Origin of the sequence: Borreliella garinii, assembly GCF_001922545.1 — a bacterium.
Lineage (GTDB): Bacteria > Spirochaetota > Spirochaetia > Borreliales > Borreliaceae > Borreliella > Borreliella garinii.
In genome coordinates this window covers 289,162-316,118 of record NZ_CP018744.1, presented here as the reverse complement: position 1 = coordinate 316,118, position 26,957 = coordinate 289,162, and the positions used below count along the sequence as shown (strand labels likewise).

Here is a 26,957-nt window from a genome sequence, read left to right as displayed (position 1 = left end):
GATGTTTAGCTTAAAAAGATTTTTAAATTTATTTTATTTTGATTTTTTTTATAATAAAAAATTCTATATTTTATTAATAATCAAAATTTTAGGAATGATATTTATATCTTATTTTCTTGTTAGATTTTATTTTAATTTTACAGCAACTGATTTTTTAAGATTTTTTGTTCCTAAAATTATGGTTTTAACTCTGATTATATCGATGTTTGCTATTTGTGATTACTACAAAGTAATTCATGATCCTTTTAGAAATATTCTTTATTTATCTTTACCCGTTTCAACTTTTGAGCGTTATTTTTTCAATTTAATTAAATATCTATTTGCGCTACCTTTGATTTTAATATTTTTTTATTATTTGGGGCTTAATATTTTTTTATTCCTAGATAATGCATTCTTTGTAAGAGGGGAGAATGCTGTCTTTTTAGAATTAAGATATCTTTCTGATTTTTTCTTTTTTAGTTATTTGAATTTTTTATCTATTTTTCCAATTTTCATGTTTTTTAGAATAGCATTTAAAACGCATCCTTTTATTAAGGTTTTAATATTCTTTTTAGGGAATATTGTTTTATTATTTTTTTTCACATCTTTTCTTTATTTAGTTTTTAAATATGTACCATGTTCTTCGGATTTAATTTTTTCTTTTGATAGATTTTTAGGTGACTTTTTTTTTAAAATAGTATATGGTTCGGCATTTTTTTTATATTTAGCTTCATATTTTAAGATAGTGGAGCTTGGAAGTGTTAGGAAAAAAAGCAATTTATTTGCCATTTTAGGATTTTTAGTTTTTTTGGCAATGTTTAATTATTACTATTTAACCAAAGGCTCATTATATTGTTTTGTTAAATATGATTAAAATAGTTTAAAAGATTTAGAACAATGGCTTAGGAATAGAGTTGTAGCTAAGCATTAATAATTTTATTTTAGTTTAATGTTTTTGTTTGTTTTAATGTAAGCAAGTAATGTTTTATATGTAATTTGTGTGTCTTTTTAAGCGTAAGCTTAATTGGTTTGAAATTTAAAGGTTTGATTTTGGGGTATACATGAAAAAAAACTTAAAGATTTTGGTAATAACAGGAGGCGTGATCTCTGGAATTGGGAAAGGAGTTACATCGGCAAGTATTGCAAGATTGTTTAGATATGATTTTAGGGTCACTCCAATCAAATGTGATGGATATTTAAATACTGACCCCGGGACTATTAATCCTGTTGAGCATGGAGAAGTTTTTGTGCTTGATGATGGAGGAGAGGTTGATATGGACTTTGGTCATTATGAGAGATTTTTAAATCTTAATGCGAAGTCTAGTTGGAACATTACAATGGGCAAGATATACAAAAAAATACTTGAAAATGAGCGAAAGGGTAAATATTTAGGAAGAACAGTTCAGCTTATTCCTCATGTTACTGATGAGATTAAGTCTACAATTTTTCAGATTGCAAGTTCTGAGAATAGCGAGATGCTGATAATTGAAATTGGTGGAACTGTAGGAGATATGGAAAATATTTTATTTATTGAGACAGTAAGGCAAATAAGACATGAGATTGGAAGCAGCAATATTGCTTTTATTCATTTAACCTATGTACCAAGTCCAGCTGGAATTAATGAGCAAAAATCTAAACCTACTCAACAGAGTGTTAAAACTTTAAATAAAGCAGGCATTTTCCCCGATCTGATTATTGCTAGAAGCTCTCAAGTATTAACAGATCAAATCAGAAAAAAAGTGGCAATGTTTTGTAATGTTGAGAGCACTTCTATTATTGATAATATTGATGTTTCTACTATTTATGAAATTCCTATATCTTTTTACAAACAAGGCGTACATGAGATTTTAAGTTCTAAGTTGAATATCAAGGTTGATCCAAAAATAGAAGAGCTTTCAAAGCTTGTAGGAGTTATAAAATCTAATTTTTTTGCGCCTAAAAAAATTATTAATATTGCCATTTGTGGCAAATATGCTGAACTTGATGATTCTTATGCGTCAATTCGAGAGTCTTTGGTTCATGTTGGAGCCAATTTGGATTTACTTATTAAAAGCACTCTAATTGATTCTAATGATTTAAATGAGAGTTATTTAAAAGAGTTTGACGGCATTATTGTTCCCGGCGGCTTTGGGGGGAAAGGATATGAAGGTAAAATTATTGCTATTAAATATGCTCGTGAAAATGACATTCCCTTTCTTGGAATTTGTCTTGGTTTGCAACTTGCTGTAATAGAATTTGCTCGCAATGTTTGTGGGATACTTGATGCTGATACAGAGGAAAATTTAGTAAAAGACAAACCTTTAAAAAGCCCTGTTATTCATTTGCTTCCCGAGCAAAAGGGAATTAATGATAAAGGTGCTACAATGAGGCTTGGAGGATATCCTGTGATTCTTAAAAAGAATACAATAGCTTTTAATCTTTATGGTCAAGACAGGATAATCGAAAGATTTAGGCATAGATATGAAGTTAATAATGATTATATAGATTTATTTGAGAAAAATGGACTTGTAGTATCTGGATTTTCAAGTGATTTTAAAATAGCAAAATTAATAGAAATTCCTAAAAATAAATTTTTTGTAGCCTGTCAATTTCATCCAGAACTTATTACAAGAATAGAAAATCCAGCTAAGCTTTTTTTAGGGCTAATTAAAGCTTGTATTTGAGTCTCTGCTTATTTACTTAGTGAGTGGGTAGGTTTTCAAAATTAATGTTTGTAGTATTCTCAAAGTGCAATAATTTATAGCTTAAAAATAATTTAGAGAATATGGTTAGCAATATTATTATTAAAAGGTCAAAGAAAGCATTAGATATTGTTAACTTAAACGGTCTTTTTTCATAGATTATATCGTTTATTACTTTGGGCAAGCTAAATGCAAGCCAAGTTATGCTAGATATTAGCATTGCAGATAATACATTGTAATTTAAGCCCATTAAGCTTCCAAGAGAGTTGTTAGTTAGGGTTATTAAATTATTAAATAAATTGACAAGAGCGTTAATTAAAAAACTTTGTAATAAATTGCTGAAAGCTAAAACGACTATAACAATTATTTTGCATTGTTTTTTTTGAGTATTTAATATGCTAATATTGCCAATTATTTTTTTAAATAATATTTTTCGGTATATTATTTCTAATAATATTTTAAATAAAGTCATACTGACTATTAAGATTAGATTAATGTTTGAGAACATAAATTTTATTAACATAATTGTCTCCTTCATTTTAGGCAATGATTTAATTATAATTAGTATATAATAAAGTATTTTAATTTCTTTAATGCGATTCAGATTTTATTATATTTGTATAATGGTTTTAACTTTTGGCAATTTTTATTAGGAGGATTAAATGAAAGAAGAAGACATTAGAAAAACAATTTTAATGAAAAGACTTGTTAAATATTTTTTTGATGAGCTTAAGTATAGAATGAAGATTCCTTGTCTTAGAATAAACAATAAAGAGATGAGCACTAAGTACATACTTCTCAATCTTTTCAGGAAAATTGCAAATCTTCCTTTTAATAAGCAATATGAGATAGAAGAGCAGTTTACTCTTGAAGTTGGTGATAGAGTTGTGCTTACGGATGCTGTTTTGATTAAAAGAATTGATCATGAACGATGTGTTATTGTTGGGACTGTTGAAGCAAAAACGGATCAAGTTGATCTTGACTATGAATTTAATAGATTTTTTCTTCAGGATAAAAAAACCAACGTTCTGTTTTGGCAGCCCAAAAAAGTTATTCTTAAGCAAGATGACAAATTATTTACAGCAGGATCAGATGATATTTTTAATTTTGACAACGATTTTAACTTGCCAAAAGTTAAGGCTAAATTAGAAGAGTTTATCAATATTTTTTTATGTTTTTTTTCTTACAGAGATGCTCTTTTTGAGTATAATGAGGTTAGTGGGCGTTACTCTTGGATAAAAAGAAATAAATAAAATTTAATATTATTTTAAAATTTAATTAAATGAGGAGAATGATTTGTATCTTTAAATGGTTTTATGGGTTAAGGTAAAAGTTTAAATTTATGCCAAAGCTTTAATCTTTATTAATTTTTACTATTTAAATGTAAAAATATTTTTTTGTTTATCTTTGTATTTGATTTGATATTAAGGTTGAAATAATGTGTCAAATTAAGTACGTGTGGATCTATTCAAAAAAAAATTTTTATGTTAGAATCCCCTTATGAAAAAATTTTCGTTTTTAAAGAAAAAGAAAGAAAAAGTTTGTGATTCAAGCCTTTTAAATGTTGTCGATAATGACAAAAAAGATTTGAGTACGTATGAATATAAAGCTCCTGTTAAGGAAATGCTAAAGGGATTTTATCATACTAAAGCTTCCATTGCTACTTTAAAAGTAGGATTTGAATCGTTACAAAGAATTTTATTTTCTGGAATAGAAGATTTTGATCATATATTTTCCGTTCTTGTTAAGATGACAAATGATGCTCGTGATCAGATAAGTGTTATTTTTAGTGATATTGGTAAAAATAACAAGGAAAAACTAAATCAAATATCTTCTGTTATTGTTGGAATTCAGGGAAGCTTAGAAACAATAAGTAGTTTTTTGGGCGCTACTAATATGATTTCTCTTAATGCAAAGCTTGAAGCTGCAAGAGCTAAAGAATATGGAAAAGGATTTTCTGTTGTTGCAGATGAGATTAAGCGACTTTCTGATCAGGCAAAAGGTGTTATGAATATGATTTCTGTAAAGGAAATTGAGGAGGTTTCTAAAGATTTAATTTCTCATAACCTTAAGGATTTGCAGATTGATATTGATAAGTTCTTTGCCGAGATTCTTGAACAGCTTAATTATCTTGAGAGCATATTTAAACGCTTTTCAAAAAGCCAAGAAGAATTTTCTTCTTTAGTTGAAAATCTTGAAAGCATAGATGCTAATATGGCTTATTATTCAAGGAATTGTGATTCTTTGATTAGTTCTGATACTTTTGTGCTTTCTAATGATGAATTTTTAAAAGAGCTGGAATTTATTCTCTCAGAGCAGTTTTCTTGGATTAATAATTTGAGATTAATTGTTGAAGGACAAAGGACAGTATTTATTCAAACGGACGCTTCCAAGCATGGATTTGGATTGTTTTATAAAGGACTGTCTCCTAAGAATGATATCATTAAACAGCTGTGGGAAGAAGTATATATTCCTTATTTAAATATTAATAAGTTTGCAGCTGAAATTTTGATTATATTTAGGGTAGAGAATCGTAATGATAGTGGCTTAAGGCAAGCTAAAGATTTTTTGTCTCAAGCTGAGAGTTTATCCGAAGAAATTGTCAGAAAACTTGAGCATATTAAAAAAATGGTAATTGAATTAGATAATCAAGGAATTAGTATTTTTTCTTGATTATTTTGATAAGAGTTGTTTCAATAATTTAAATTAGAGATTTAAAATTATTATGGTTTTTTAAATTTTTATTTATTTAACTAGGGTTTGTTAAAAATCAAGTTTTATTTTGATAAAATAATTTTAGGTATGAGTTTTAAGGCTAAATTTATTCATCTTCATGTTCATTCAGACTATTCTCTTTTGGATGGAGCTGCAAAAATATCGGATATTATATCAAAAGCAAAAAAATGCAATATGTCACATATTGCATTAACAGATCATGGCAATCTTTTTGGAGCTATTAAATTTTATAAAGAAGCTAAAAAAGCAGGAATAAAGCCAATAATTGGCATTGAAGCTTATATGGCAAAAACTTCTAAGTTTTTTAAAAAACATGATGATCTTGGGAAAATGTCTTACCATTTAATTTTGCTTGCCAAGAATGAGATAGGTTATAAAAACTTATTAAAGTTAACAAGTATTTCTTATCTTGAGGGGTTTTATTATCGCCCAAGGATAGATAAAGAGGATCTTGAAAAATATTCAGAAGGTTTAATTTGTACTTCAGCTTGCATTGGAGGACTCATTCCAAGACTTATTTTGGCGAATAGATTTGAAGATGCTAAGAATGAAATTCTTTGGTTTAAAAAAGTTTTTGGCAACGATTTTTATCTTGAGCTTCAAAGGCATGGCATTAAAGATCAAGACATTGTAAATGAAAAACTTGTTGAATATTCTAGAGAACTTGGAGTTCCTTTAGCAGCAACTAATGATTCTCATTATGTTAATAGAGAGGATGCAGTTGCTCAAGACATCATTGTTTGTATTGGTACTGGCGCCAAGAAGAGCGATGAGAATAGATTAAAAATGGAAACCAATGAATTTTATATTAAATCTCAAGAGGAAATGTGTGAACTTTTTAATGATTTGCCTGAAGCTTTAGAAAATACTGTAAGGATTGCAGAAAAATGTGATGATTTTAAAATAACTTTTCCAGGACCTATTTTGCCTGATTATCAAATTCCTATTGAATTTAATACTCTTGGTGAATATTTAGAATATCTCACTCTTGAGGGATTAAAGTTTAGATATAAAACTTTGACAAGCAAAATAAAAGATAGAGCTTTTTATGAATTAAGTGTGATAATTAGGATGGGCTTTGAAGGTTATTTTTTGATTGTTTGGGATTTTATTAAATTTGCTCATGATAATGATATTCCTGTTGGAGCTGGTCGTGGTTCTGGTGCTGGTTCAATTGTAGCTTATGCTCTTAGAATTACCGATATTGATCCTTTAAAGTATAATTTGCTTTTTGAGAGATTTTTAAATCCTGAGCGTATTTCTATGCCTGATTTTGATATTGATTTTTGTTTCGAAGGCAGAGATGAGATCATAAAATATGTTACCAATAAATACGGAGAAGATAAGGTAGCTCAAATAATTACTTTTGGAACCTTAAAGCCCAAGGCTGTAGTTAAAGATGTAGCTAGAGTTTTAGATATTCCATTTGCCGAATCGAATGAACTTACTAAGCTTATTCCCGATGGTCTCAAAGTTTCTTTAAAAGAGGTTTTAGATGACAATTCTTTGAAAGAGTATTTTACTAGCAAGCCTTTTTATAAAGAATTAATGGATGCTGCATTGGTTCTTGAAGGAATGAATAGACATGCTTCAACCCATGCTGCAGGAATTGTAATTTCTAAAACCCCTTTAACCGATTATGTGCCTCTTTATAAGGATTATAAGCAAGGCTCTGTTTCTACTCAATACACAATGGATTTACTTGAAGAATGTGGACTTGTTAAGATGGATTTTCTTGGCCTAAAAACATTAACTTTAATAAAAAATGCAGAAAATCTTATTAGAAGTGTAAATCCAGATTTTAAAATAAAAAATATTCCAGATAATGATTTTAAGACTTTTAAGATGCTAGGAGAAGGAAAAAGCGCTTCTGTTTTTCAGTTCGAATCTGAGGGAATGCAGCAAATTTTAAAAGACGCAAAGCCCGATAATATTGAAGATTTAATAGCCTTAAATGCTCTTTATAGGCCAGGTCCTATGCAATTTATTCCTCAATTTATTGCTGCCAAAAAAGGCGTAAAGAGTATTAAGTATCCTCATCCAGATTTAAAGGAAGTTTTAAAGCCAACTTATGGAGTTATTGTTTATCAAGAACAAGTAATGGAAGTCGCAAAAATAATTGGAGGTTTTTCTCTTGGCAAGGCTGATATTTTAAGACGTGCTATGGGAAAAAAGAAAGAAGATGAGATGGATGAAATGAAGGTCGACTTTTTAAGAGGCGCTATTGAGAAAGGGTATGACAAAGAGGTTGCTAGTGAAATTTTTGAACTTTTAAAGCCCTTTTCCGGGTATGGATTTAATAAATCGCATGCAGCAGCATATTCTTTAATAGCGTATCAAACTGCTTATCTTAAGGCTAATTATCCTCAGTATTTTATGGCTGCTAACTTGACAAATGAAATTAATAATAATGATAAGCTTTCTTATTATATTGAGGAGTCAAAAGCTATAGGTATAAATGTGCTCAAGCCCGATATAAATCGATCATTTAAAGAATTTCGTGTAACTGATTCTGGAATTTCTTATGGGCTTAATGCGATTAAAAATCTTGGAGAAATTGTTGTTGATTTAATAATTGATGAGAGAGAAAAAAACGGCAAATATAGTTCTTTTGAGGATTTTATCAGACGTGTAGACGATAAAGTAATTAATAAGAAATTTTTAGAATCTGCAATAAAATCTGGACTTTTTGACAGTTTGGATCAAAATAGAAAAACTTTATTTGAAAATCTTGATCGTTTGATTGAAGTTGTTTCAGAAGATAAAAATAATAAAAAACTTGGTCAAAATAGTTTGTTTGATGTTCTTAAAGGTCAAAACCCAATCCAGCAAAATTTCAATTATCAGGCTTTTAAAGAATATTCTTATTCTGAGCTTTTAGAATTTGAAAAAGAGCTTTTAGGATTTTATGTCTCGGGCCATCCTCTTGATCCTTATAAAAAGGCAATTAATAGTTTTTCCAGTTTAAATGTTTTAAAAGATCTTGCTACTAAAAAAGATAGCATTGTTCAATTTTCTGGCATTTTAAATTCAGTAAAAGTTATTCAAACCAAAAGAAATAATGCAAAAATGGCTTTTGGAGTCATTGAAGATTTTAAAGGTGCAATAGATATTGTAGTTTTTACAGAAAGCTATGAAAGGTATAGAGATTTTTTAATTGAGGGCAATGTTATTGGGGTTATAGGTAGACTTACGTTTAACAGAGACAAATTTTCGATTGTAGTTGAAAAAGTTGTAAATATTGAGAGACTCTCTGAAGATAAAGTAAAAAATATTCATATTAAATTTTTGAATAATAAATTAAATGACTTACAATTACTTAATTCTTTAAAGGAAAGTATAAGTAATTTTGAGGACAATTCTGGATTTTCAAATATTTATTTTTATTTAAGGGAAAATGGCAAGGATTTAAAATTAAAAATGAATTCAATTTTGAATTTTGTGCCAGATGAAGACAAGCTTGATAAGTTGAGGCGGTGCGTGATAGTTGAAGATGTTTGGGTTGATTAGGAGGTGCTGTGTTAGTTGTTTTAATAGAAACTTTAATGGTATTTTTACAGATTTATAGGATTTTAATTTTAGTTAGGATCATTCTTAGCTGGCTTGTGTCCTCGGGAATTAATACTAATGTATTTTTCAGATTTATACATATTGTAACAGAACCATTTTTATCTTTTTTCAGAAGAATTCCTTTTTTTACATTTGGCATGTTTGATTTTTCTCCAATTGCAGCTTTAATAACTTTAACTATTTTTGAAAGAATGTTGGCTTATGGAAATTATAAGCTTTCTACATTTATTATTTTATTTATTGTTGAAATTTGGGGGATATTTAGAAGCATTTTTATTGCTATAGTTTTCTTTTTATTATTGAGATTGTTATTATTGCTTTTAAATTTGTTCCAAGGTTCAGACTTTTTTAAAACAGTCGATTCATTTTTACTTCCTTTATCTACTAGAATAAGTGGTGTAATTACTGACAAGCATATGTCTTATACTTCACGTTTAATTATTGGGAGTGCTTTAATGGTAGCCTTTATAATTATTATTGAACAAGTTGTATTTGCTATTAGAGTTTTAGGAGGATATTTACCTTTTTAGGAGATTATAATGTTTTTACATGAGTTTGAATATGAGCTTAAAGGTATAAGTGGCCTTGGTGAAAAAGGGGTTGAAAGGCTAAAAAATCTGCAAATTTTAAATGTTAAAGATCTTATTGAGTTTTTTCCTGTAAAATATGAAGATCGTCAAAATATACAAACTTTTCCAGATTTTTCTAAGGTGAAAAGTTTTGATATGATGACGGTGTTCACTGTTGTCGGGCATAAAAAATTTGGGGATAGTTCTAAAAAAAATTTAAAGTTAACGGCTAGAAGTATAAATGATGAGCCTTTCGAAATTCTACTTTTTAATAGGGCTTTTTTAGAGAATGTTTTTAGAATAGATAAAAAATTCTATATTTATTCTAAATTTACTTATAACGATTATAGTGGGTTATGGAGTTGTTCTAATTTTGACAGTGAAGTTTTTACTGATAGTCCTGAAAGATTTAAAAAAATTCTTCCGGTTTATTCTTTAACAGAAGGCTTAACATCAAAGAAAATTTCATTATATGTAAGAGAAGCTCTTGAATATTTTTTTAAGTTTGGCCAAACAGATATTCCTAAATTTTTAATAGAAAAGTATTCTTTGTTGTCGTTAAGCGAGGCTTTAAAAGAGATTCATTTCCCAAGTTCATTAGAAATGCTTGAAAAGGCAAAAAAAACTTTAATTTATAGAGAAATTTTCTTGCTTCAGTTTTTTTCAAGGTATAGATCTTCTAAGGTTCTTTTTCGAGAAAAAAAACATTTATCAAGAGATTTGCTTGAAAGAGTTGTCTCAAGCTTGCCCTTTGAGCTTACAGAAGATCAAAAAATTTCTGTTGATGAGATATTCTCAGATCTTAGCTCTTCTAAGCCAATGAATAGATTACTTCAGGGTGATGTTGGAAGTGGCAAAACCCTTGTTGCCTTGCTTTCAGGGCTGCCTTTAATTGAAGCTGGATATCAAGTGGCATTTATGGCACCTACTGATCTTTTGGCTCGTCAACATTATGATAATTTATCCAACATATTGTCTTCTTTTAACATTTCAGTGACTCTTTTGACAGGTAGTTTGAAAAAGAAGGATAAAGAACAAGCATTAGAAAGTATTAAAAGTGGAGTTTCTGGTTTAATAGTTGGAACACATTCTATTTTTTACGAAAGTACAGAATTTAAAAGATTAGCATATGTTATTATTGACGAGCAGCATAAATTTGGAGTTGTTCAAAGAGAAGAGCTTAAAAATAAAGGAGAAGGGGTAGACATACTTTTAATGTCTGCAACACCTATTCCTAGAAGTTTTGCGCTAACACTTTTTGGTGATCTTGAAGTCTCACTTATTAAAACTTTACCCAAGGGCCGTTTACCTATTACTACTTATTTAGCAAAACATGGCAATGAAGATAAAGTTTATGATTTTTTAAGAAAAGAGCTCTTAAAGGGTCATCAGGTTTATTTTGTTTATCCATTGATTTCATCTTCAGAAAAATTCGAATTAAAAGACGTTAATAATATGTATTTAAAATTGAAGGAAGTGTTTAGTGAATATGTTGTAGACATGCTTCATTCTAAGTTGCCATCTGATTTAAAAGAAGAAATTATGAAGAATTTTTATTCTAAAAAGGTAGATATTTTGGTGGCTACTAGTGTTATTGAGGTGGGAATCGATTGTCCAAATGCAACTTGCATGGTGGTAGAGCATGCTGAGCGTTTTGGACTTTCTACTTTACACCAAATTAGAGGTCGTATTGGTAGAAGTAATTTGCAATCTTTCTTCTTTTTACTCTATAAGGAGCCTTTGACAAGTGCTGGAAAATTTCGATTGAAAACCATAAAAGAAAATTTGGATGGATTTAAAATAGCAGAGGAGGATTTAAGGTTAAGAGGGCCTGGTAATTTATTTGGGCTTGAGCAAGCAGGGTATTTAAAATTAAAAATATCTAATTTTGTTGATGATAGAGATGTTATAGTTTTAATTCGAAAAGAACTTGACTTGTTTTTTGATGATAAATCTTCTTACGATAAGCTTGATATTGATTTGCTAAATAATCTTTTTTGTTCTTATTTGAATGTCGGAAGAAGTATTTAGTTTGCGTATTTTTCAATCAGGTTAATAAGGTTTGTTTTGTTATGATTCCAGAATTCAAGAAGTTTATGTTGTAAATTATTAAAATATTTTTTCTGAATAAAGCATGGCTTAGGACCTATGTATAGGTAGTGCCAAGGCTCTGCTTTATATCCAGTTTCTATTTCATGTCCTTTTGGGTATGAAAGAGAAAATCCATATTTTAGAGAATTTTCGTAAAGCCATTTTCCTTCTTTTGTGTTTAGCAGATTATCGTCTAGATTTATAAAATCTATTGTTGTTCCTGTATGATGTTGGGAATGACCTGGAATTGCTGATTGAGTTTCTGCAACTTTTCTTCCGTAAGTTTTTACGTTGTAATCGAATAAAAATTTTTGATATTCTTTTGTTCTGTAAGCAGATTTGATTTTAATTTCAATTCCATTTTTTTTTGCATCTTTTATTAATTGAATTAAATCTTTGATTAAGATTTGTCTTACTTTAAGATTCTTTGCTCCAAGATTCTTAAGATCTTTAAAATCATCAATATTTACCAAATCAGGTATTTTATAATCTTCAGGAATTGGTATTTTTTTATTTATTAGAGTTAAGAGGTTGTTTTTTTCTGCATCTACTAAAGGCTTTATTTCTTTTAAAAATTGAATAGGATTTTTTTCAATAAAATTTTTACACTGTTCACTCATTGTTTTAGTAATCTTTAGTAGTATTTTTAAATCTTTTTTTGAAACATTGCTGGTCAACAAAGATATGTTAATAAATATAAGCAATAAAACATAGATTGATTTCATATTATTTAATTATAATATATTTTAGTATAATAAATAGTTAATTCTAATTATATATGCATATATATGTATATTTCAGATTGGGTTAAGTTTACTTTAAAGTAATAAATAAAGGAGAGTATATATAGGAAATATGATCAAAAAGTTTAAAAATTATGATCAGATAATAAAAGAGCTATTTATTATAGCTATTCCTACAGCTTTTGAATCGCTTTTATTTCAAATGGTAACTTTTTTTGATAATTTTATGATCTCCTATTTGGGTTCTTTTCATATTACAGGAGTTTCTTTAGCAAATAGAGTAACTTTTCTTTTTTTTATTATTGTGTTTGGACTTGGTACAACTTTAAGCGCTTACGTGTCCCAAGCAATTGCAAAAAAGAAGTTTCTTCAAATAAGACAATCTTTTGCTTATATATTATCAATTGGAACTACAATAGGAATAATTTTTTTTATATTTTCATTTTTTTTCCCAAAAAACATTCTTAGACTATTCACAGCTAATCAGAATTCTTTAAATTTTGGATCAGAATATTTAAAAATTATTTCATGGTCTTATGTGTTAATGGCATATTCTTTTTTATCAGCCATGGGGTTTAAGAGCGCTAAAGAAGTAAAAATACCTTTGTATGTTACTTCTATTGTTGTTTTAATAAATATTGTTTTTAATTATATCTTTATTTTTGGTTTTAGCATGGGAATAAAAGGTGCTGCATATTCTACTGTGCTTGCTAGAATTGTTGAGTTTGTTTTTTATTTTTTATACAGCTTAATAGGTGACAATTCATATTATCGGATTAAGTTTAGCGATTTTTTTGCTTCAAAGATAGTTACTAGAGCTAATTTGAAACTAATTATACCTGTTTTATCGCATGAGCTTTTTTGGGTATTAAGTATAACTATTTTGCATGCATTTTATTCTCGTGTTGGGAGTATTGAATACGCTTCATTTGCTGTTGCATCAAATCTTTTTGACATTTGCTTTGTATTGCTTCATGGCATGGGACTTGCAACAGGCGTTGTTATTGGGCATTTAATGATTCATGACAAAAAACATGTTAGGTCAGTTGGATTTTTTTTATCTTTTTTAGGATTTCTTTTGGGTATTTTTGTAGCTATTTTGCTTATTGGAATATCGGGCTTTGCACCTTATATTTTTAGTAAGTTAAATTCTCCTAAACTTGTTAGTGTGTTTATTTATGTTTTTGCAAGTATTGTAGTTTTTAAAGCTTTTACGTTGCAAGTTCTTGTTGGCGTTTTTAGGGCCAGTGGCATCCCAAATGTTTGTTTTTTTATTGAATCAGGGGCAATTGTTTTTTATACACTTCCGGTTGCTTATTTATTAGTGTTTTATACAAATTTAAGTTTGCCAATGGTGGTTTTTATTGTAAATGCTGAAGAGATCATTAAAAATATATTTATCATGATTGAATTTTTTCACGATGATTGGATACGAGAGATTGATTATTAAGAGCTTGATTTAGGATAGAGCAGCATGATATATTTGGTGTTAATAAAAATTTTAATGATCTTGATTAGTCTAAAATTCATTCTGATTATACTGATTTAAAAGCAATTCCTTTTGTTTTATTGCAGTGTTTTAGTATTTGTCTTTGCAAAAGTCTTGATTTTTTATTTGGAGAAGTTTATGTATTCATTAAGTGTGTTAAAAAAAAATAAAATTTATAAAGATCTTTTAAAGATTGCAATTCCAACTGCTATTGAGTTTTTTTTATTTAATTTTATTTCTCTTACAGATAATGCTATGGTTGCATATCTTGGCGATTATCCTGTTGCAGGAGTTTCTCTTGCAAATAAATTTTTCGAACTGTTTGTTACTATTGGGTTTGCTATGGTAGGAGCTTACAATATAATTGCTACAAGGCAATACAATCGGGGCGATTTTAAGAGTTTTAGAAATACATTTTTTATTAGTATATTAATTATTATTTTATTTTCTTTCCCGTTTATATTGATTTCGAAATTGAATCCTTTTTTTTTACTTAGATTAATTTCTAATGATGTGCAGGCAGTTTATTATGGAGCGATTTATTTAAACATAGCTATTTTTTCCTTCGTATTTGCAATCATAAAAGGACTTGTTGCCAATGCTCTTAAAGTTGTTGAAATTGTTAAATTTCAAGTTTACATTTCTGTTTTTTCGGTGCTTTTAAATCTAATATTAAATTATATTTTTATTTTTGGTTTTCGTATGGGAGTAGTTGGAGCTGCTATTGCAACAACAGTTATTCGTGCCTTAGAGCTTATTGTTTATCTTATTTATACAGTGTTTAACAAGAATTCAGTTTTGAATCTTAGGCTTGATGATTTAAATATTAATATTAAGTCGTTTGTTCAGCTAATTAAATTTTTTATTCCAATCCTTTTAAATGATTTTATTTGGTTTTTTGGCTATCTTGTGTTGACATCAATTTTTATAGGAATTGATACTCATAAATATGCTGCTTATAGTATATCTTTTTCTATTTATTTTATTATCTTTAATATAATTAATTCCTTTTGCATCTCTTTAAATATTATGATGGGCTATGAAATGCATAATAGTAAAAAAGAAGTCATGAAAGTTGCAATCTATTTAGGTAACATTGGCTTCAAACTTGCTTTTTTAACATCTTTTGCATTGTTTGTATTTTCATTTTTTGCTCCCTATATTTTTTATACATTAAAATATTCGCAACTTACAGGAATTATTTTAAGGTATTCTTCTATTTCTGCCTTTTTTATGGCGCTTGCTTTTCAGTATCTTTTTGGATTTTTTCGTGCAGGAGCATCTCCAAGTTTTGGGGCTATTATGGAAGGTTCTGTAACGTTTATTTATACTATTCCTATTGCTTTTATTTTAGCAAATTATACAAATTTGCCTTTTGAAATCATTGTTTTTATTCCAGCTCTTGAGGATGCAATAAAACTTGCTATTTCGCTTCCTTATTTTTATAGTGAAAGGTGGATTAAACCTGTTAAAACAAGTTGGTGGGTTTGATATAATCTTATTGTGCGTTTAGACGAAATTAAAAATTTAAATTTTTTAGTCATGGGGTTAGGTCTTAATGGAGGGGGAGTAGCTCTTTCTAGATTTTTATTAAAGCACGGGGCAAGGCTAGTAATTACTGATCTTAAAAGTGAGGCAGAATTAGCTTTAAGTATTGATTCTTTAAAAGATTTTGATGATCAAATTAGGTATGTTTTAGGTAAACATGATATAAACGATTTTAAAAAAGCTGATATTGTTGTTAAAAATCCTAGTGTTAAGCCCAATAATAAATATTTAAAGCTTGCAAAACGAGTTGAAACTGATATTAGCTTGTTTTTGATATTTAACAAGAACCCTATAATAGCAGTAACAGGCACTAAAGGTAAATCAACGCTTGTATCTCTTTTGTATCAGGTTTTGAAAAAAAAATATCCAAGGGCAAAGCTTGGAGGAAATATCGGGATATCTCCTTTAAGTTTTTTTGATCAACTTGATGGAAGATCTCCCTTGATTTTAGAGCTTTCTTCTTGGCAGTTGCAATCTTTAGAGAATTTTAATCCTATTCTTAGTATTATTACAAATGTTTACAACGATCACCAAAACTATTATTTAAATTTTGATGACTATATTATTGATAAGTCAAAGATTTTTGTAAATCAAACTTCAGGAATTGCGATTATTCAGGATAAGGCTTATTACAAATATTTTTCAAAATTTGAATCAAAAGCCAAAGTTATTTTATTTTCCGAATTTAATCCTTTAGTTTTAGATCAAGATGTTTTTTATTATAATAAAGGTGAAGTATATTTTAATGACAACTTAATTGGAAGTTTTTCTGAGTCACAAGTTGTTTTTATGATTCCCAAGCTTATTGCTTTTTTTGTTTCGTATTATTTAAATATGGACCTTAGTCATACGTTTAAGATTTTAAATAAGTTTAGAGGCATTGAGCATAGATTGGAGTTTGTTAAATTAGTTCAAAATGTAATGTTTTATAATGATACAGCTTCAACTATTCCCGATTCTACGGTTTTATCTGTTAAAAGTTTAAAAACAAATGATAATTCTATTAACTTAATTGTTGGAGGAACCGATAAAGAGCTTGATTTTTCAAGTTTTTGTAAGATCATTAATCTTGTAAAAACTTGGATCTTGATCAAAGGTAGTGCAACTGTAAAAATTATTAAGATTTTAGAAAAAAGTAGCATACAATATTTTGTATTTGATTCTTTAAGAGATGCAGTAAATTATGCTAGCAAGATTTCAAGTCCAGGCGACATTGTATTATTTTCCCCTGCTAGTGCTTCTTTTGAACTTTTCAATAATGAGTTTGATAGAGGCTTACAATTCAAAAATTTAGTTAATATGCTGGGTTAAATTTTTTTCCTTATTACTTTGTAATAAAAGTATCTGAGTTTTTCAAGATTTGCATAAATCTGATAAATAAAATTTTTGTAAATAAAATCATAGCATCCAATTCTGTGAATGATATCTCCTCCAAATCCTGTTTTAAAAGCAAAAAGACCAGATAAGGGGTGTTTTTTATTTGCAATTGGGGGAATTCCTAAAAAATCATATTCTTTTATTCCTAATTTTTTTAAAATTTGTATTGCTTTAAATTGCACTGCGTAATTCGGCATTAAATTTCTATATTTTTTACTGGAAGCTCCGTAAAGATAGACTGCTTTTTCCTTGTAAATTCCCATTATTATGCCAGAAATAATTATGTTGTTATAAAATGCAATTATCAATTTTATTTGAGCATTTTTGTCTTGTTCGAATATTTCAATGAGGTTTTTTATATATTCTTCTGAGTGGATAGTAAATTTATCTCTTTTGCTAGTTTCTTTGTAGAGTTTATAAAATTCATTTAAATGTTTAAATTTATCATCTATTGTTATATTCAGATTTTTTTTTGTGCTGAGCTTTATGTTGTATCTTGTTTTTTTTTTCATGTTAAGCAAAATATCTTCAAGAGAATTGTTTAAGTTTAATATTGTTGTGTTTGAGGGCTGTATGTCATCAAATGATTTTTTTAGATATTTGATGTTAATTTTTAGCGGATAGTATTTGTCATTGAGTGTTCTTTGATAGTAATACATTAAATCGAATCTTAAAAAAATTGTATTTTTATGTAAGTAGGGTTTTATTTTTATGCTAAATTCTTTAATAGTTTTGCCAATTTTGTCAATATCAATGTTCTCAAGAGTTTTGTTTGAGAATTCTGGATGTGGAATATATGCTAAGTAAAAATTTTTAAACAGTCTTCTTTGCATTACAACAATTTTACCAAGAACATCACTTTTAAATGCTATGGTTTTCCAATTGCTGTTTTTTGTTGTTTTTATTAATGCCCACAGTTCGCTTTGAAGATAATTTTCTTCCATTTCCTTTGTTTTTATTTTTTCAATAGTCATTAACAGCTCTTAGCAAACTATTCCGTTTGGAATATCTTTAGACAATATTTTATTCTTAGAATGTTCTAATATTAAGTTTATTCCGTTTATTTTAAGCTCTCCGTCTTCTGCTACTATATTAGCTTTTGAAAATTTATTTATGTCAATTTTAGGTGGGCAAATGAGATCTTTATTTTGATCGTTTTCAAGTATTATTCGCTCCCCAGGAATAGGATTTTTGATTGAATCTTCTACAATTACAATTTTAAAATTTTTATTTTTATCCTCAGCAGCTATTAGCATTCCTTCAGATTTTATTCCTCTAAACTTTGCAGGCTTTAGATTATCTACTATTATTATATGTTTTCCCAAAAGCTCTTCTTCTGTATAATATCCCTCAAGGCTACTTACTATTTGTTTGTTTTCATTAGTTCCGTCATCTAGTTTTAATATGAATAGGTTTTTAGCCTCTGGATTTCTTTCTATTTTATTTATTTTCACAACTTTTAAGAGCACTTTTTCTCTAAATAAGTTTTCTGGTTGTTCTTTTTCTTCCATGTTTTTTTCTCCTGAATATTTCAGCTTTAAATTGTTGATTTTTTTTTGATCTAGTTTATTGAATAATATTTCTGTAAATTCAATTCTTTTAATTCCCGATTTAGTTCCAAGAATTTTGGTAGAAAATTGATAACTGTTGCCAAAGAATTGTTGTATTTTTTTGCTTGTTTCGGGAATGAATGGCATCATTAAAATAGATAAATCTCTGACTAGGTATATTAAGTTTGAGATTAGTTCTTTTGTTTCTTGCGGAGAGCTATCTTTTCTTTTCCACGGTTCATTATCTTGAAAGATTTTGTTTCCAAGGGATGAAATTTTAAGTATTTCTTTTAGCGCAGATTTTAGTTCTGTCTTTTTAAAAAGATTTAGTATTTTATTATATTTTGGTATTATTTGTTTCCAAAATTTATTTTGAATTTCTATTGTTTCTATTACATCTCCAAAGAATTTTTTTTGAAATGTTAATACTCTGTTGACAAGGTTTGAAAAATTATCAATAAGCTCTGTATTTACTCTTTCCATAAGATCTTGCCACATAAATTGAAAATCAGATTTTTCGGGTCTGTTATAATAGATATAAAATCGCCAAACATCAGAAGGGATTCCTGTCGTAATAACATCGTTTCCAAAAATTCCTGTTCCTTCTGATTTTGAAAATTTAAGATTTTCATAATTTAAGTACTCGCTTGATGAGAGCTGATTTAATATTGTCCAATTTCCTTTACTTCCAATTTCTATGCAAGGGAATATAACTGTGTGAAACAATATATTGTCTTTTCCAATAAATTGTACAAGATTTACTTGCTCATTGTTTTTCCACCAAGATTCCCAATTTTTTACAATGTTTTTGGTAATTGAAATATATCCTATTGGAGCATCAAACCAGACATAAAATACTTTATTTTCATAACCTTTTTTAGGCACAGGAATTCCCCATTTTAGGTCTCTTGTAATTGCTCTTTCTTTAAGACCATCTCTTAAAAAAGCATTTGTCATTTTAAGGGCATTTGTATTCCAATTCTTGCTAGTAGTCGAATTTTTTATCCATTTCTCAAGTTTTGTTTTTATTTTGGGAAGATCTATATAAAGATGGTTGGTTTTTTTTAAAACAGGTTTGCTTTTACAAATTATACATTTTGGATTTATTAGGTCTATTGGATTTAAAAGCTTAGAACAATTTTCGCACTGATCTCCTTTAGCTATGCTTTGGCACTCTGGGCATTCTCCTATCACATATCTATCAGCTAAGAATATTGAATCTTTGTTGCAAAAAAACTGTTCAGTTTCTCTCTCTTTTATATAGCCATTTTTTTCTAATTTTAGGAAAAAATTTTGTACAATGTCTTGATGGTGCTTATTGGTTGTGCGACCGAAGATATCAAATTCAATATTGAACCATTTGTAAATTGATTTATGTATTTCATAATATTTATTGCAAAGTTCTAAAGGGGTAGTTTTCTCAATCAAGGCTTTGGTTTCTGTGGCTGTTCCATATTCATCTGTTCCACAGACATAAAGAGTTTCAATTCCTGACATTTTAGAATATCTTGCAAAAGCATCAGCTGATAATACTTGTACTAAATTTCCAAGATGAGGAATGTTGTTAACATAGGGTAGAGCAGCTGTAACCAGATTCATTTTTTTCATTCAGTTTCCCTTTTTTGTTTAAGCTATTAATATTGTAATATGGATAGGATATTTTTTTTCAATACCTTTTATAAAAATTATTTCAAAAGTAATTCAATTTTGATTTTTTTGTAAAATAATGCTATAAATATTTTTTGCTATAAGGAGTGTGATTTTATGAACAATTTTTTAATAAAATTTTTTCTTTTTTTATTAGTTTTTTCAAACGGTCATGTTGCTTTTTCTAAAAACATCAATGTTTTAATAGTAACTGCCATGGATTCTGAGCTTGAAGAGATAAATAAGCTTATGTCTAATAAGGAAGAAATAGTACTTAAGGAATATGGTCTTAATAAAAAGATTGTAAAGGGGAAGTTGTCTAATCGCAATGTTATGGCTAGTGTTTGTGGGATTGGCAAGGTTAATGCAGGTGTGTGGACTAGTTATCTTTTGTCAAAATACAATATAAGTCATGTAATTAATTTTGGAGTTGCTGGTGGTGTTATTAGTGATAAATACAAAGATATTAAAGTGGGAGATATAGTAGTGTCTTCAGAGATTGCATATCATGATGTTGATTTGACTAAATTTGGCCACAAGGTGGGACAGCTTATGGGATTACCTCAAAAATTTGTTGCCAATAAGAATTTGGTTAACAAAGCTAAAGAGGCCGTTAAATTAAAGGTTAAAGGCGCTAATGCATATTCAGGATTAATATTAACAGGAGATCAGTTTATTGACCCAATTTATATCAAAAATATTATAAGAGACTTTAAAGATGTAATAGCTGTTGAAATGGAAGGTGCAGCAATAGGGCATGTTGCGCATATGTTTAATGTACCTTTTATAGTTATTAGGTCCATATCTGACATTGTAAATAAAGAAGAAAATGAAGTTGAATATAGTAAATTTTTAAAATTAGCTTCTTTTAAATCAGCTAAAGTTGTACAAGAAATTTTAAGAATTCTTTAAGGAATATTTAATTTTTATAATTGAAAATTATGCATGAAAAAAGATATTTTTGTTTAAAAAGTATCTTTTCTTTGTGCGCTTGTAAATTTATATTTTTATAAAATGTTTTGTTTAAAAGATTATGCCTTTAATAAGGCAAGAATATTTGTAAAAGAGAATAAGCTTAAGGCCAGTGTAGTTTTTCCTGAAAGTAGTGATTCTAGAGTTTTGAAGGCAGCTGTTATTGTTTTGCAAAAAAATCTTGCTAATTCAGTTATTTTGATAGGTAAAAAAGATCCTGTTATTAATTCTCTAAAAGAATTTTCTAATTGTAATAATATTTTAGAAAGAATAGAAGTTATTGATCCTCATTCTTTCCCAGACATTGAAATGTATTTGGATGAATATTGGAGTTTGTTAAAGCTAAAAGGAGCTACTAAGCAAAGTTTAAAGACTCAAGTTTTAGATGAAATTACTTTTGCTATGCTTATGGTAAGATTTGGGCATGTCAAGTCTTGTGTTTGTGGGGCTATTTCAACTTCTGCTAAGGTTTTGTCTAATGCTTTGAGAATAATTTCTAAGTTGGATGGTGTTAAGACTGTATCATCTTTTATGATTATGGATACTTTAAATATTGCTCGCAATCTTGATTTTTGTTTTGGACATAATGGAATTTTATTTTTTGCAGATTGTTCTTTAGTAGTAAATCCCAATTCTTTAGAGCTTGCAGAAATTGCATTGCAAAGTGCTAAATCTTTTAAAGACATTTTAAATGCAAAGCCCAAGGTTGCTCTTTTAAGTTTTTCAACAAAAGGATCTTCCAATGCTAGAGAAACTGAAAAGGTAAAGAATGCTTTAAATATTGTAAAGAATAAAGAGAGTGATTTGCTTATTGATGGGGAACTTCAACTTGATTCAGCTATAATTAAGGATGTTGCAGAGAAAAAATGTAGCGAATCTTTGGTAGCAGGTTCTGCTAATGTTTTAATATTTCCTAATTTAGATGCCGGGAATATTGGTTATAAATTAGTAGAGAGATTTGCTTTTGCTAAGGCTTACGGTCCTTTTTTACAAGGTTTGTCAAAGCCTATTAGTGATCTTTCAAGGGGTTGTTCTGTTGATGAAATTGTATTTGCAAGTGCTTTAATGATGGGCAGTTAAAGTGTTTGAAATTTGTATGAATTCTTCAACAGAAATGTTTTCAGGTCTTTTGCCTAAATATTCTTTTAAAAAATTTTCTTCCAGAATAGCTTTATTTTTGATGAAATTAATAATAGTGTTTTTTAATTTCTTTCTTCTACTTGAGAATACAGTTCTAATCAGTTTGTTGAATTCTTTGAAGTCTTTTATGTTGTTTTTTTTAGGAATTAATTTTAGTGTTGTGGATTTAACTTTGGGTGCAGGATAAAAATTGCTTTCTCCTATGTCTATTATTTTAATTGCCGTGAAGTGTGATTGTACTAAGACTGTAAATGAAGAATAGTTTTTGCTATTTGTTTTTGCAGTTATTCTGTCGGCCAATTCTTTTTGCACTGTTAATACCATTTCTTTTAAGAAATTTTCTTCAATTAATTTAGATATTACTTTTGAAGCAATATTGTATGGCAAATTTGAAAATATTTTATCAATGTTTTTATTTTCGTTTGGATATTTTTTTAAAAAATCCCCTTTTATCAATTTAAAGTTTTTTAATTTTCCAAATTTTTCATTTAATATTTCTGAATATTTTAAGTCAATTTCAAATGCGGTTAAAAAATTGGTTTTTTTTAGTAAAATATCAGTCATTGCTCCAAGGCCTGGACCAATTTCCCAGATTTTTTCATTTTCTTTTATATCTAAGCTTTCTATTATTTTTTGTCTTATGCTTTCGTTGATTAGATAGTTTTGTCCCCATAATTTTCTTGGAGCTATTTTTCTTTCTTTTAATATTTGTTTTATGCTAGTTATACTGTTATAGTTGATATTCATAGATCAAAGAGATAATATCATATTATTCTTTATATTTGCAGCTATTTTTGGATTATTTTGAAGTTTTTTTGGTTTCGTTATTATAAATAATGTAAGTTATAAGGAGAATACTTAATATTAAAAATATAGGTATTTGGTGGTGCTTTACTATAAAGAATTTGCTAAAAAATATTGCTGTAATTTTTATTGTTTGGAATATGTAGGCATTAATAAGGTCAAGGAGAAAAAATAAATTCAAGCTTAAAAAGTAAGTTATTAGGCTTAATATTGTTATTAATAAAAAAATTAATGTCAATGGAATAATTATTAAGTTTGATAGCACTGAAATTGGTGCTAGATCAAAATTGTTAACATAAATTACTGGCGAAGTGAATATTTGAATAAAAAACGTTGTAAGCATTAATGATGTTAGTCTTTTAAGATTGTATCTATTTTTTAGATAAACCGATGCTGATATCCCTATTGTTGCAAGGTAGGAGAGCTGAAATCCTATTGAATTTAGTGTTTCGGGGAATGTAATAGCATTTATTACAAAACTAATAGATGTACAGCTTATTAAATTAATTTTGCCGTAAATTAGTTTATATATTATAAGAGATTCTGTCATTAGAAATGCTCTTAGTGTTGAAGGTGTAAATCCAGTTAATATTAGATAATTTAATAAAATTATGCTTAGTATTAAGTATTTTAATTTTTCATTTGTGATTATTAAAAGTAAATAGTAACTTATTAAGCTTATTAGGTAAAAATGTAGTCCAGACACTACTAAAATGTGGGCAACCCCTGCATTTTGAAATAATGTTTTTTCATATTTTGTTATTTCTGACTTGATATTCAAAATCATTGTTTTTGAAAAATGGGAATAACTAGGATTTAATGTGGTAAAAAAATTATTTAAAGTATTTGTATACTTTTCTTTAAGCTTGGCAAAAAAGGGTCTTTTAATAAGTTTTATTTTTTGGTTTTCAATTTTAATGATATCTCCGATTTTATAAATGTTTTCAATATTTTTAAAATTGAATCTATGTGTATTTATTTTATTGTCAATTACTTCAATAATGGTTTTTGAATCTTTTTTTAAATTTTTAATGTTTGTTATTTGATAAATATTTTTTTCCAATGCTTTAAAATTTAATCTAACTTGAAAGCTTAATAGCAATATTGTGCAAAAAATAAAACTAAGTGCTAGGTGTTTGTTATTTTTTATTATAAAAAATAATGTTAGTATTATGTCAAAATAAATCAAATTGAGTTTTAAATAATATTGAATTGATAAATTAATTGAAATAAGGATGAATATTAAAATCATTTATAATATTCCTATTTTTTATTAATAATAATTATCTTTTGAATTCTAATTTGTTTTGATTAATCAATCAATAATCATTAATTGACAATTAATGATTATTTAATTACAATACTTTATGCAATTGTTAAAAAATAAATATCCATTCAAGCTAGCTTTGCTTGATATTTTTTTGGTCTATGTAGTTATTCATCTTGCATCTCCTTTTGAAAATGTCAATTCAGAATTTTGGAATGTTAATGAAAACCATTATTATTTTTGGATTTCAAGATCTTTTTTAATTATTTTTATAATTTATTTTTTTAAACTTACCAGTTCTTATGATGATTTTAGAGCAGAGTTTTTTATTCCTAAATTTAAATTTATTTTTATTTGGGAATCTATTGTAATTTTTATTAAAACAATATTGAGTGCAATGATATTCATTTTTTTAATAGCTTTTTTACTTGAATATCTATTGCCAGAATCGGCACTTGCCTATTATTTCCAAAACAATGTTGGATTTAATTGGAAAATTAGCAGTAAAAAATCATTGTTTTTAATGACTTTTACCTCTTTTTTTACAGGATCTTTTGAAGAGTTGTTTTACAGGGCTTTTGTTATTACCAAGTTTGTACAAATGGGATTTCCCGCCGTAGTTGCCATTTTTCTCAGTAGTATTTTTTTTGCTTATGGGCACTTATATTATGGAATTTTAGGATTTTTGATTACATTTATATTAGGGATATTTTTTGCTTTTATCTATTTAAGGTATAAAAATGTATATTATGTGATTTTTATGCATAGTTTTTATAATATTATTGTTAGCAGTCTATTGCTTGTTTTAAGTTAATTTCAAATTGATTTGAGGGGGATTTATGAGAGATACTGTGCCCAAGCGTTTTAAAGAGGTAATAACCCTTTATAGTGAGCTTGATATTTTTATGTATAAGGAAGGAGATTCTAAAAGTTTTAAGAAGCAAATATATGCTGACTTTTGGAATGAAGTAAAAAGAGTGGCTTCTGGGCTTTTGCATTATGGCATTAAAAGGGGAGAAAAGGTTGTCATTATTTCTGATTCTAGAAGAGAGTGGGTAATAATTGACATTGCTACTTTAGGGTTAGGTTGTGTTGATGTTCCACGGGGGAATGATTCTTCTGAGGATGAATTAGCTTATATTATTAACCATTCTGAATCCACTTTTATTTTTGTTGAAAACAATAAACAACTTCAAAAAGTTTTATCCAAAAAACATGATCTTAGATTGGTGAAGTGCATTGTTGTTATTGATGATGATAAATCTTATGAAGAAAAAATGGGGACTATTACTATTTTTTCTTATAAAAAATTACTAGAACTTGGAGCTGAGCATTTAAGAGCTAATCCAAAATCATTTGATATAGAGATTGAAAAAGGTTCTTCAAAAGATATTGCAACTATAATATATACTTCTGGCACAACAGGTATGCCAAAGGGAGTAATGTTAAGACATGAATCTTTTATTTTTCAATTAGACAGACTTTATGATTATCTTCCAGAAATTAAACCTGGCAAGATAATGATTTCTATTCTTCCTCTTTGGCATTCTTTTGAAAGGGCTTGTGAATATATAGTTGCTTTAAAGGGTGTAACAATTGCATATTCAAAGCCTATAGGTCCTGTTTTGTTAAAAGATTTTTTACTTTTAAATCCCCAAATGATTATTTCTGTACCTAGAATTTGGGAAGGCATAAGAATAGGCATTATTAAAAAGGTATCAGAATCTTTAATTAAGAAACTTGTGTTCGGGGGATTTTTAAAAGTTGGAATTATTTATGCAAAGCTTAATGAAAAATTTTTAGGTTTTTCACCTGTTTATAAAAAACCCAATTTATTTATTTCAATTTTTTCAAAGTTATTTTTATTTATTGGGATTATTTTAATTTTTCCTATTAAATTATTAGGTGATATTTTGGTATTTAAAAAAATAAAAAATGCCCTTGGACAAAATTTTGAATTTGGAGTTTCTGGTGGTGGGGCGTTGGTTGATTATGTTGATTATTTTTTTAAGGCTGTAGGAATTAAAGTTCTTGAAGGTTATGGTCTTACCGAAACGGGTCCTATTTTGAGTGTTAGGCGTCTTAAGGGTCCCGTAGCAAGAACTGTAGGCCCTATTTTGCCAGATGTTGAATACAAAGTAGTTGGAATTGATGGGAAAGTTTTGCCTTATGGAGAAAAAGGTGAGCTTTGGGTAAGGTCCCCACAAATAATGAGCGGTTACTTTAAGGATAAGGCTAAGACCAGTGAAGTTTTAACAGAAGATGGTTGGTTGAAGACTGGAGACTTAGTTAGATTGACAATTAATAATGAAATTTCAATTGTTGGTAGAAGCAAAGATACAATTGTTCTCAGAGGAGGAGAAAATATTGAACCTGAGCCCCTTGAGAGAATTTTGGGTAAATCTTTATTTATTGAAAATATTATGATTGTTGGTCAAGATCAAAAATTTTTGGGAGCCGTTATTGTGCCTAATTTTGATAATCTTGAAAAATGGGCAAATTCCAATGGAGTATCTTTTTCTTCTAGAAGTGATTTATTGGTTAATGAGGATGTGAACAAACTTTATTCTAAGCATATCTCAGATACTATTAATACTAAATCGGGTTTTAAAAATTTTGAAAAAATAGTAGGCTTTGTTTTACTTCAGGATTCTTTTTCCATTGGAGAAGAACTTACCAATACCCTTAAGTTAAAAAGATACTATATATCTCAAAAGTATGAAGATAAAATAAAATTAATTTTTAGTAAAAGTGATTTAGATTTAAACGGATATTAGACAAGAAAATTCTACAA

The 26,957-nt window shown here is 28.0% G+C and carries 20 protein-coding genes; 14 read left to right on the top strand and 6 right to left on the bottom strand.

Going from position 1 to position 26,957, the window contains the following annotated elements; genetic code table 11:
- The first annotated feature begins 1 nt into the window (after position 1).
- Positions 2 to 853 carry a hypothetical protein gene (locus BLA33_RS01400; protein WP_075226351.1) on the top strand — a complete coding sequence of 284 codons (852 nt, stop codon included), beginning with the start codon at positions 2 to 4 and terminating at the stop codon, positions 851 to 853.
- Positions 854 to 1,040: 187 nt separating this feature from the next.
- A complete protein-coding gene (gene pyrG, locus BLA33_RS01395) occupies positions 1,041 to 2,642 on the top strand; it encodes a glutamine hydrolyzing CTP synthase (protein WP_029346461.1) in 1,602 nt (533 codons plus the stop codon).
- A 16-nt stretch (positions 2,643 to 2,658) separates the two neighbouring features.
- On the opposite strand, the gene BLA33_RS01390 is transcribed toward pyrG, so the two are convergent.
- Positions 2,659 to 3,183: a DUF1761 family protein gene (locus BLA33_RS01390; RefSeq protein ID WP_075226350.1), complete on the bottom strand. Its 525-nt coding sequence runs from the start codon at positions 3,181 to 3,183 to the stop codon at positions 2,659 to 2,661.
- A 139-nt stretch (positions 3,184 to 3,322) separates the two neighbouring features.
- Here BLA33_RS01390 and BLA33_RS01385 point away from each other — a divergent pair, with 139 nt between their 5' ends.
- The 5 genes from BLA33_RS01385 to recG all read left to right on the top strand — a co-directional run bounded on the left by BLA33_RS01385 (position 3,323) and on the right by recG (position 11,566).
- Complete coding sequence (locus BLA33_RS01385; RefSeq protein WP_075226349.1) at positions 3,323 to 3,913, top strand: hypothetical protein; 591 nt, start codon at positions 3,323 to 3,325, stop codon at positions 3,911 to 3,913.
- 247 nt (positions 3,914 to 4,160) lie between these two features.
- Positions 4,161 to 5,333, top strand: a complete 1,173-nt coding sequence (locus tag BLA33_RS01380; protein WP_029346460.1) for a methyl-accepting chemotaxis protein — start codon at positions 4,161 to 4,163, stop codon at positions 5,331 to 5,333.
- A gap of 87 nt (positions 5,334 to 5,420) precedes the next feature.
- A complete protein-coding gene (dnaE, locus tag BLA33_RS01375) occupies positions 5,421 to 8,906 on the top strand; it encodes a DNA polymerase III subunit alpha (protein WP_075226348.1) in 3,486 nt (1,161 codons plus the stop codon).
- Positions 8,907 to 8,941: 35 nt separating this feature from the next.
- Positions 8,942 to 9,496, top strand: coding sequence for a YggT family protein (locus tag BLA33_RS01370; RefSeq protein ID WP_088123895.1), 555 nt, complete (start codon positions 8,942 to 8,944; stop codon positions 9,494 to 9,496).
- A gap of 9 nt (positions 9,497 to 9,505) precedes the next feature.
- On the top strand, positions 9,506 to 11,566 hold the full coding sequence (recG, locus tag BLA33_RS01365; RefSeq protein ID WP_075226347.1) for an ATP-dependent DNA helicase RecG: 2,061 nt from the start codon (positions 9,506 to 9,508) through the stop codon (positions 11,564 to 11,566).
- Here the strand turns inward: recG and BLA33_RS01360 are convergent.
- The gene (locus BLA33_RS01360; RefSeq protein ID WP_075226346.1) at positions 11,563 to 12,351 is read right to left on the bottom strand and encodes a M15 family metallopeptidase; all 789 of its coding nucleotides are present in this window, start codon (positions 12,349 to 12,351) and stop codon (positions 11,563 to 11,565) included. The genes recG and BLA33_RS01360 overlap by 4 nt on opposite strands.
- 130 nt (positions 12,352 to 12,481) lie before the next feature.
- Between BLA33_RS01360 and BLA33_RS01355 the strand changes: the two genes are divergently transcribed.
- The 3 genes from BLA33_RS01355 to murD all read left to right on the top strand — a co-directional run bounded on the left by BLA33_RS01355 (position 12,482) and on the right by murD (position 16,717).
- Positions 12,482 to 13,819, top strand: coding sequence for an MATE family efflux transporter (locus tag BLA33_RS01355; RefSeq protein ID WP_029346383.1), 1,338 nt, complete (start codon positions 12,482 to 12,484; stop codon positions 13,817 to 13,819).
- Between the two features lie 177 nt (positions 13,820 to 13,996).
- Positions 13,997 to 15,349 (top strand): MATE family efflux transporter, encoded by a 1,353-nt coding sequence (locus BLA33_RS01345; protein ID WP_029346384.1) that lies wholly within the window; start codon positions 13,997 to 13,999, stop codon positions 15,347 to 15,349.
- Positions 15,350 to 15,361: 12 nt separating this feature from the next.
- Complete coding sequence (gene murD, locus BLA33_RS01340; RefSeq protein WP_029346385.1) at positions 15,362 to 16,717, top strand: UDP-N-acetylmuramoyl-L-alanine--D-glutamate ligase; 1,356 nt, start codon at positions 15,362 to 15,364, stop codon at positions 16,715 to 16,717.
- Here murD and BLA33_RS01335 read toward each other — a convergent pair.
- Together BLA33_RS01335 and metG are read right to left on the bottom strand one after the other, a co-directional pair.
- Complete coding sequence (locus BLA33_RS01335; RefSeq protein WP_029346386.1) at positions 16,714 to 17,757, bottom strand: lipid II:glycine glycyltransferase FemX; 1,044 nt, start codon at positions 17,755 to 17,757, stop codon at positions 16,714 to 16,716. The two genes, murD and BLA33_RS01335, sit on opposite strands and share 4 nt — an antisense overlap.
- A gap of 9 nt (positions 17,758 to 17,766) precedes the next feature.
- A complete protein-coding gene (gene metG / locus BLA33_RS01330; protein WP_029346387.1) occupies positions 17,767 to 19,941 on the bottom strand; it encodes a methionine--tRNA ligase in 2,175 nt (724 codons plus the stop codon).
- A 156-nt stretch (positions 19,942 to 20,097) separates the two neighbouring features.
- Here metG and BLA33_RS01325 point away from each other — a divergent pair, with 156 nt between their 5' ends.
- Entirely contained in the window at positions 20,098 to 20,892 is a 795-nt protein-coding gene (locus BLA33_RS01325) for a 5'-methylthioadenosine/adenosylhomocysteine nucleosidase (RefSeq protein WP_029346388.1), read from the top strand.
- Between the two features lie 102 nt (positions 20,893 to 20,994).
- Positions 20,995 to 22,032 (top strand): phosphate acetyltransferase, encoded by a 1,038-nt coding sequence (gene pta, locus BLA33_RS01320; RefSeq protein ID WP_029346389.1) that lies wholly within the window; start codon positions 20,995 to 20,997, stop codon positions 22,030 to 22,032.
- Here the strand turns inward: pta and rsmA are convergent.
- On the bottom strand, positions 22,015 to 22,839 hold the full coding sequence (rsmA, locus tag BLA33_RS01315; RefSeq protein ID WP_029346390.1) for a 16S rRNA (adenine(1518)-N(6)/adenine(1519)-N(6))-dimethyltransferase RsmA: 825 nt from the start codon (positions 22,837 to 22,839) through the stop codon (positions 22,015 to 22,017). The two genes, pta and rsmA, sit on opposite strands and share 18 nt — an antisense overlap.
- A 52-nt stretch (positions 22,840 to 22,891) precedes the next feature.
- A complete protein-coding gene (locus BLA33_RS01310) occupies positions 22,892 to 24,148 on the bottom strand; it encodes a ComEC/Rec2 family competence protein (RefSeq protein WP_075226345.1) in 1,257 nt (418 codons plus the stop codon).
- Positions 24,149 to 24,263: 115 nt separating this feature from the next.
- Between BLA33_RS01310 and BLA33_RS01305 the strand changes: the two genes are divergently transcribed.
- Both BLA33_RS01305 and BLA33_RS01300 read left to right on the top strand, forming a co-directional pair.
- Positions 24,264 to 24,977 carry a CPBP family intramembrane glutamic endopeptidase gene (locus BLA33_RS01305; protein ID WP_075226344.1) on the top strand — a complete coding sequence of 238 codons (714 nt, stop codon included), beginning with the start codon at positions 24,264 to 24,266 and terminating at the stop codon, positions 24,975 to 24,977.
- A gap of 25 nt (positions 24,978 to 25,002) precedes the next feature.
- On the top strand, positions 25,003 to 26,940 hold the full coding sequence (locus BLA33_RS01300) for an AMP-binding protein (RefSeq protein WP_029346391.1): 1,938 nt from the start codon (positions 25,003 to 25,005) through the stop codon (positions 26,938 to 26,940).
- Positions 26,941 to 26,957 lie beyond the last annotated feature (17 nt).

What these genes read in the sequence shown, in the direction of transcription:
- BLA33_RS01400 (WP_075226351.1), top strand. Translation starts at nt 2, where the DNA reads ATGTTTAGCTTAAAAAGATTTTTAAATTTATTTTATTTTGATTTTTTT.
- pyrG (WP_029346461.1), top strand. Translation starts at nt 1,041, where the DNA reads ATGAAAAAAAACTTAAAGATTTTGGTAATAACAGGAGGCGTGATCTCT.
- BLA33_RS01390 (WP_075226350.1), bottom strand. Translation starts at nt 3,183, where the DNA reads ATGTTAATAAAATTTATGTTCTCAAACATTAATCTAATCTTAATAGTC.
- BLA33_RS01385 (WP_075226349.1), top strand. Translation starts at nt 3,323, where the DNA reads ATGAAAGAAGAAGACATTAGAAAAACAATTTTAATGAAAAGACTTGTT.
- BLA33_RS01380 (WP_029346460.1), top strand. Translation starts at nt 4,161, where the DNA reads ATGAAAAAATTTTCGTTTTTAAAGAAAAAGAAAGAAAAAGTTTGTGAT.
- BLA33_RS01370 (WP_088123895.1), top strand. Translation starts at nt 8,942, where the DNA reads ATGGTATTTTTACAGATTTATAGGATTTTAATTTTAGTTAGGATCATT.
- recG (WP_075226347.1), top strand. Translation starts at nt 9,506, where the DNA reads ATGTTTTTACATGAGTTTGAATATGAGCTTAAAGGTATAAGTGGCCTT.
- BLA33_RS01360 (WP_075226346.1), bottom strand. Translation starts at nt 12,351, where the DNA reads ATGAAATCAATCTATGTTTTATTGCTTATATTTATTAACATATCTTTG.
- BLA33_RS01355 (WP_029346383.1), top strand. Translation starts at nt 12,482, where the DNA reads ATGATCAAAAAGTTTAAAAATTATGATCAGATAATAAAAGAGCTATTT.
- BLA33_RS01345 (WP_029346384.1), top strand. Translation starts at nt 13,997, where the DNA reads ATGTATTCATTAAGTGTGTTAAAAAAAAATAAAATTTATAAAGATCTT.
- BLA33_RS01335 (WP_029346386.1), bottom strand. Translation starts at nt 17,757, where the DNA reads ATGACTATTGAAAAAATAAAAACAAAGGAAATGGAAGAAAATTATCTT.
- metG (WP_029346387.1), bottom strand. Translation starts at nt 19,941, where the DNA reads ATGAAAAAAATGAATCTGGTTACAGCTGCTCTACCCTATGTTAACAAC.
- BLA33_RS01325 (WP_029346388.1), top strand. Translation starts at nt 20,098, where the DNA reads ATGAACAATTTTTTAATAAAATTTTTTCTTTTTTTATTAGTTTTTTCA.
- pta (WP_029346389.1), top strand. Translation starts at nt 20,995, where the DNA reads ATGTTTTGTTTAAAAGATTATGCCTTTAATAAGGCAAGAATATTTGTA.
- rsmA (WP_029346390.1), bottom strand. Translation starts at nt 22,839, where the DNA reads ATGAATATCAACTATAACAGTATAACTAGCATAAAACAAATATTAAAA.
- BLA33_RS01310 (WP_075226345.1), bottom strand. Translation starts at nt 24,148, where the DNA reads ATGATTTTAATATTCATCCTTATTTCAATTAATTTATCAATTCAATAT.
- BLA33_RS01305 (WP_075226344.1), top strand. Translation starts at nt 24,264, where the DNA reads ATGCAATTGTTAAAAAATAAATATCCATTCAAGCTAGCTTTGCTTGAT.
- BLA33_RS01300 (WP_029346391.1), top strand. Translation starts at nt 25,003, where the DNA reads ATGAGAGATACTGTGCCCAAGCGTTTTAAAGAGGTAATAACCCTTTAT.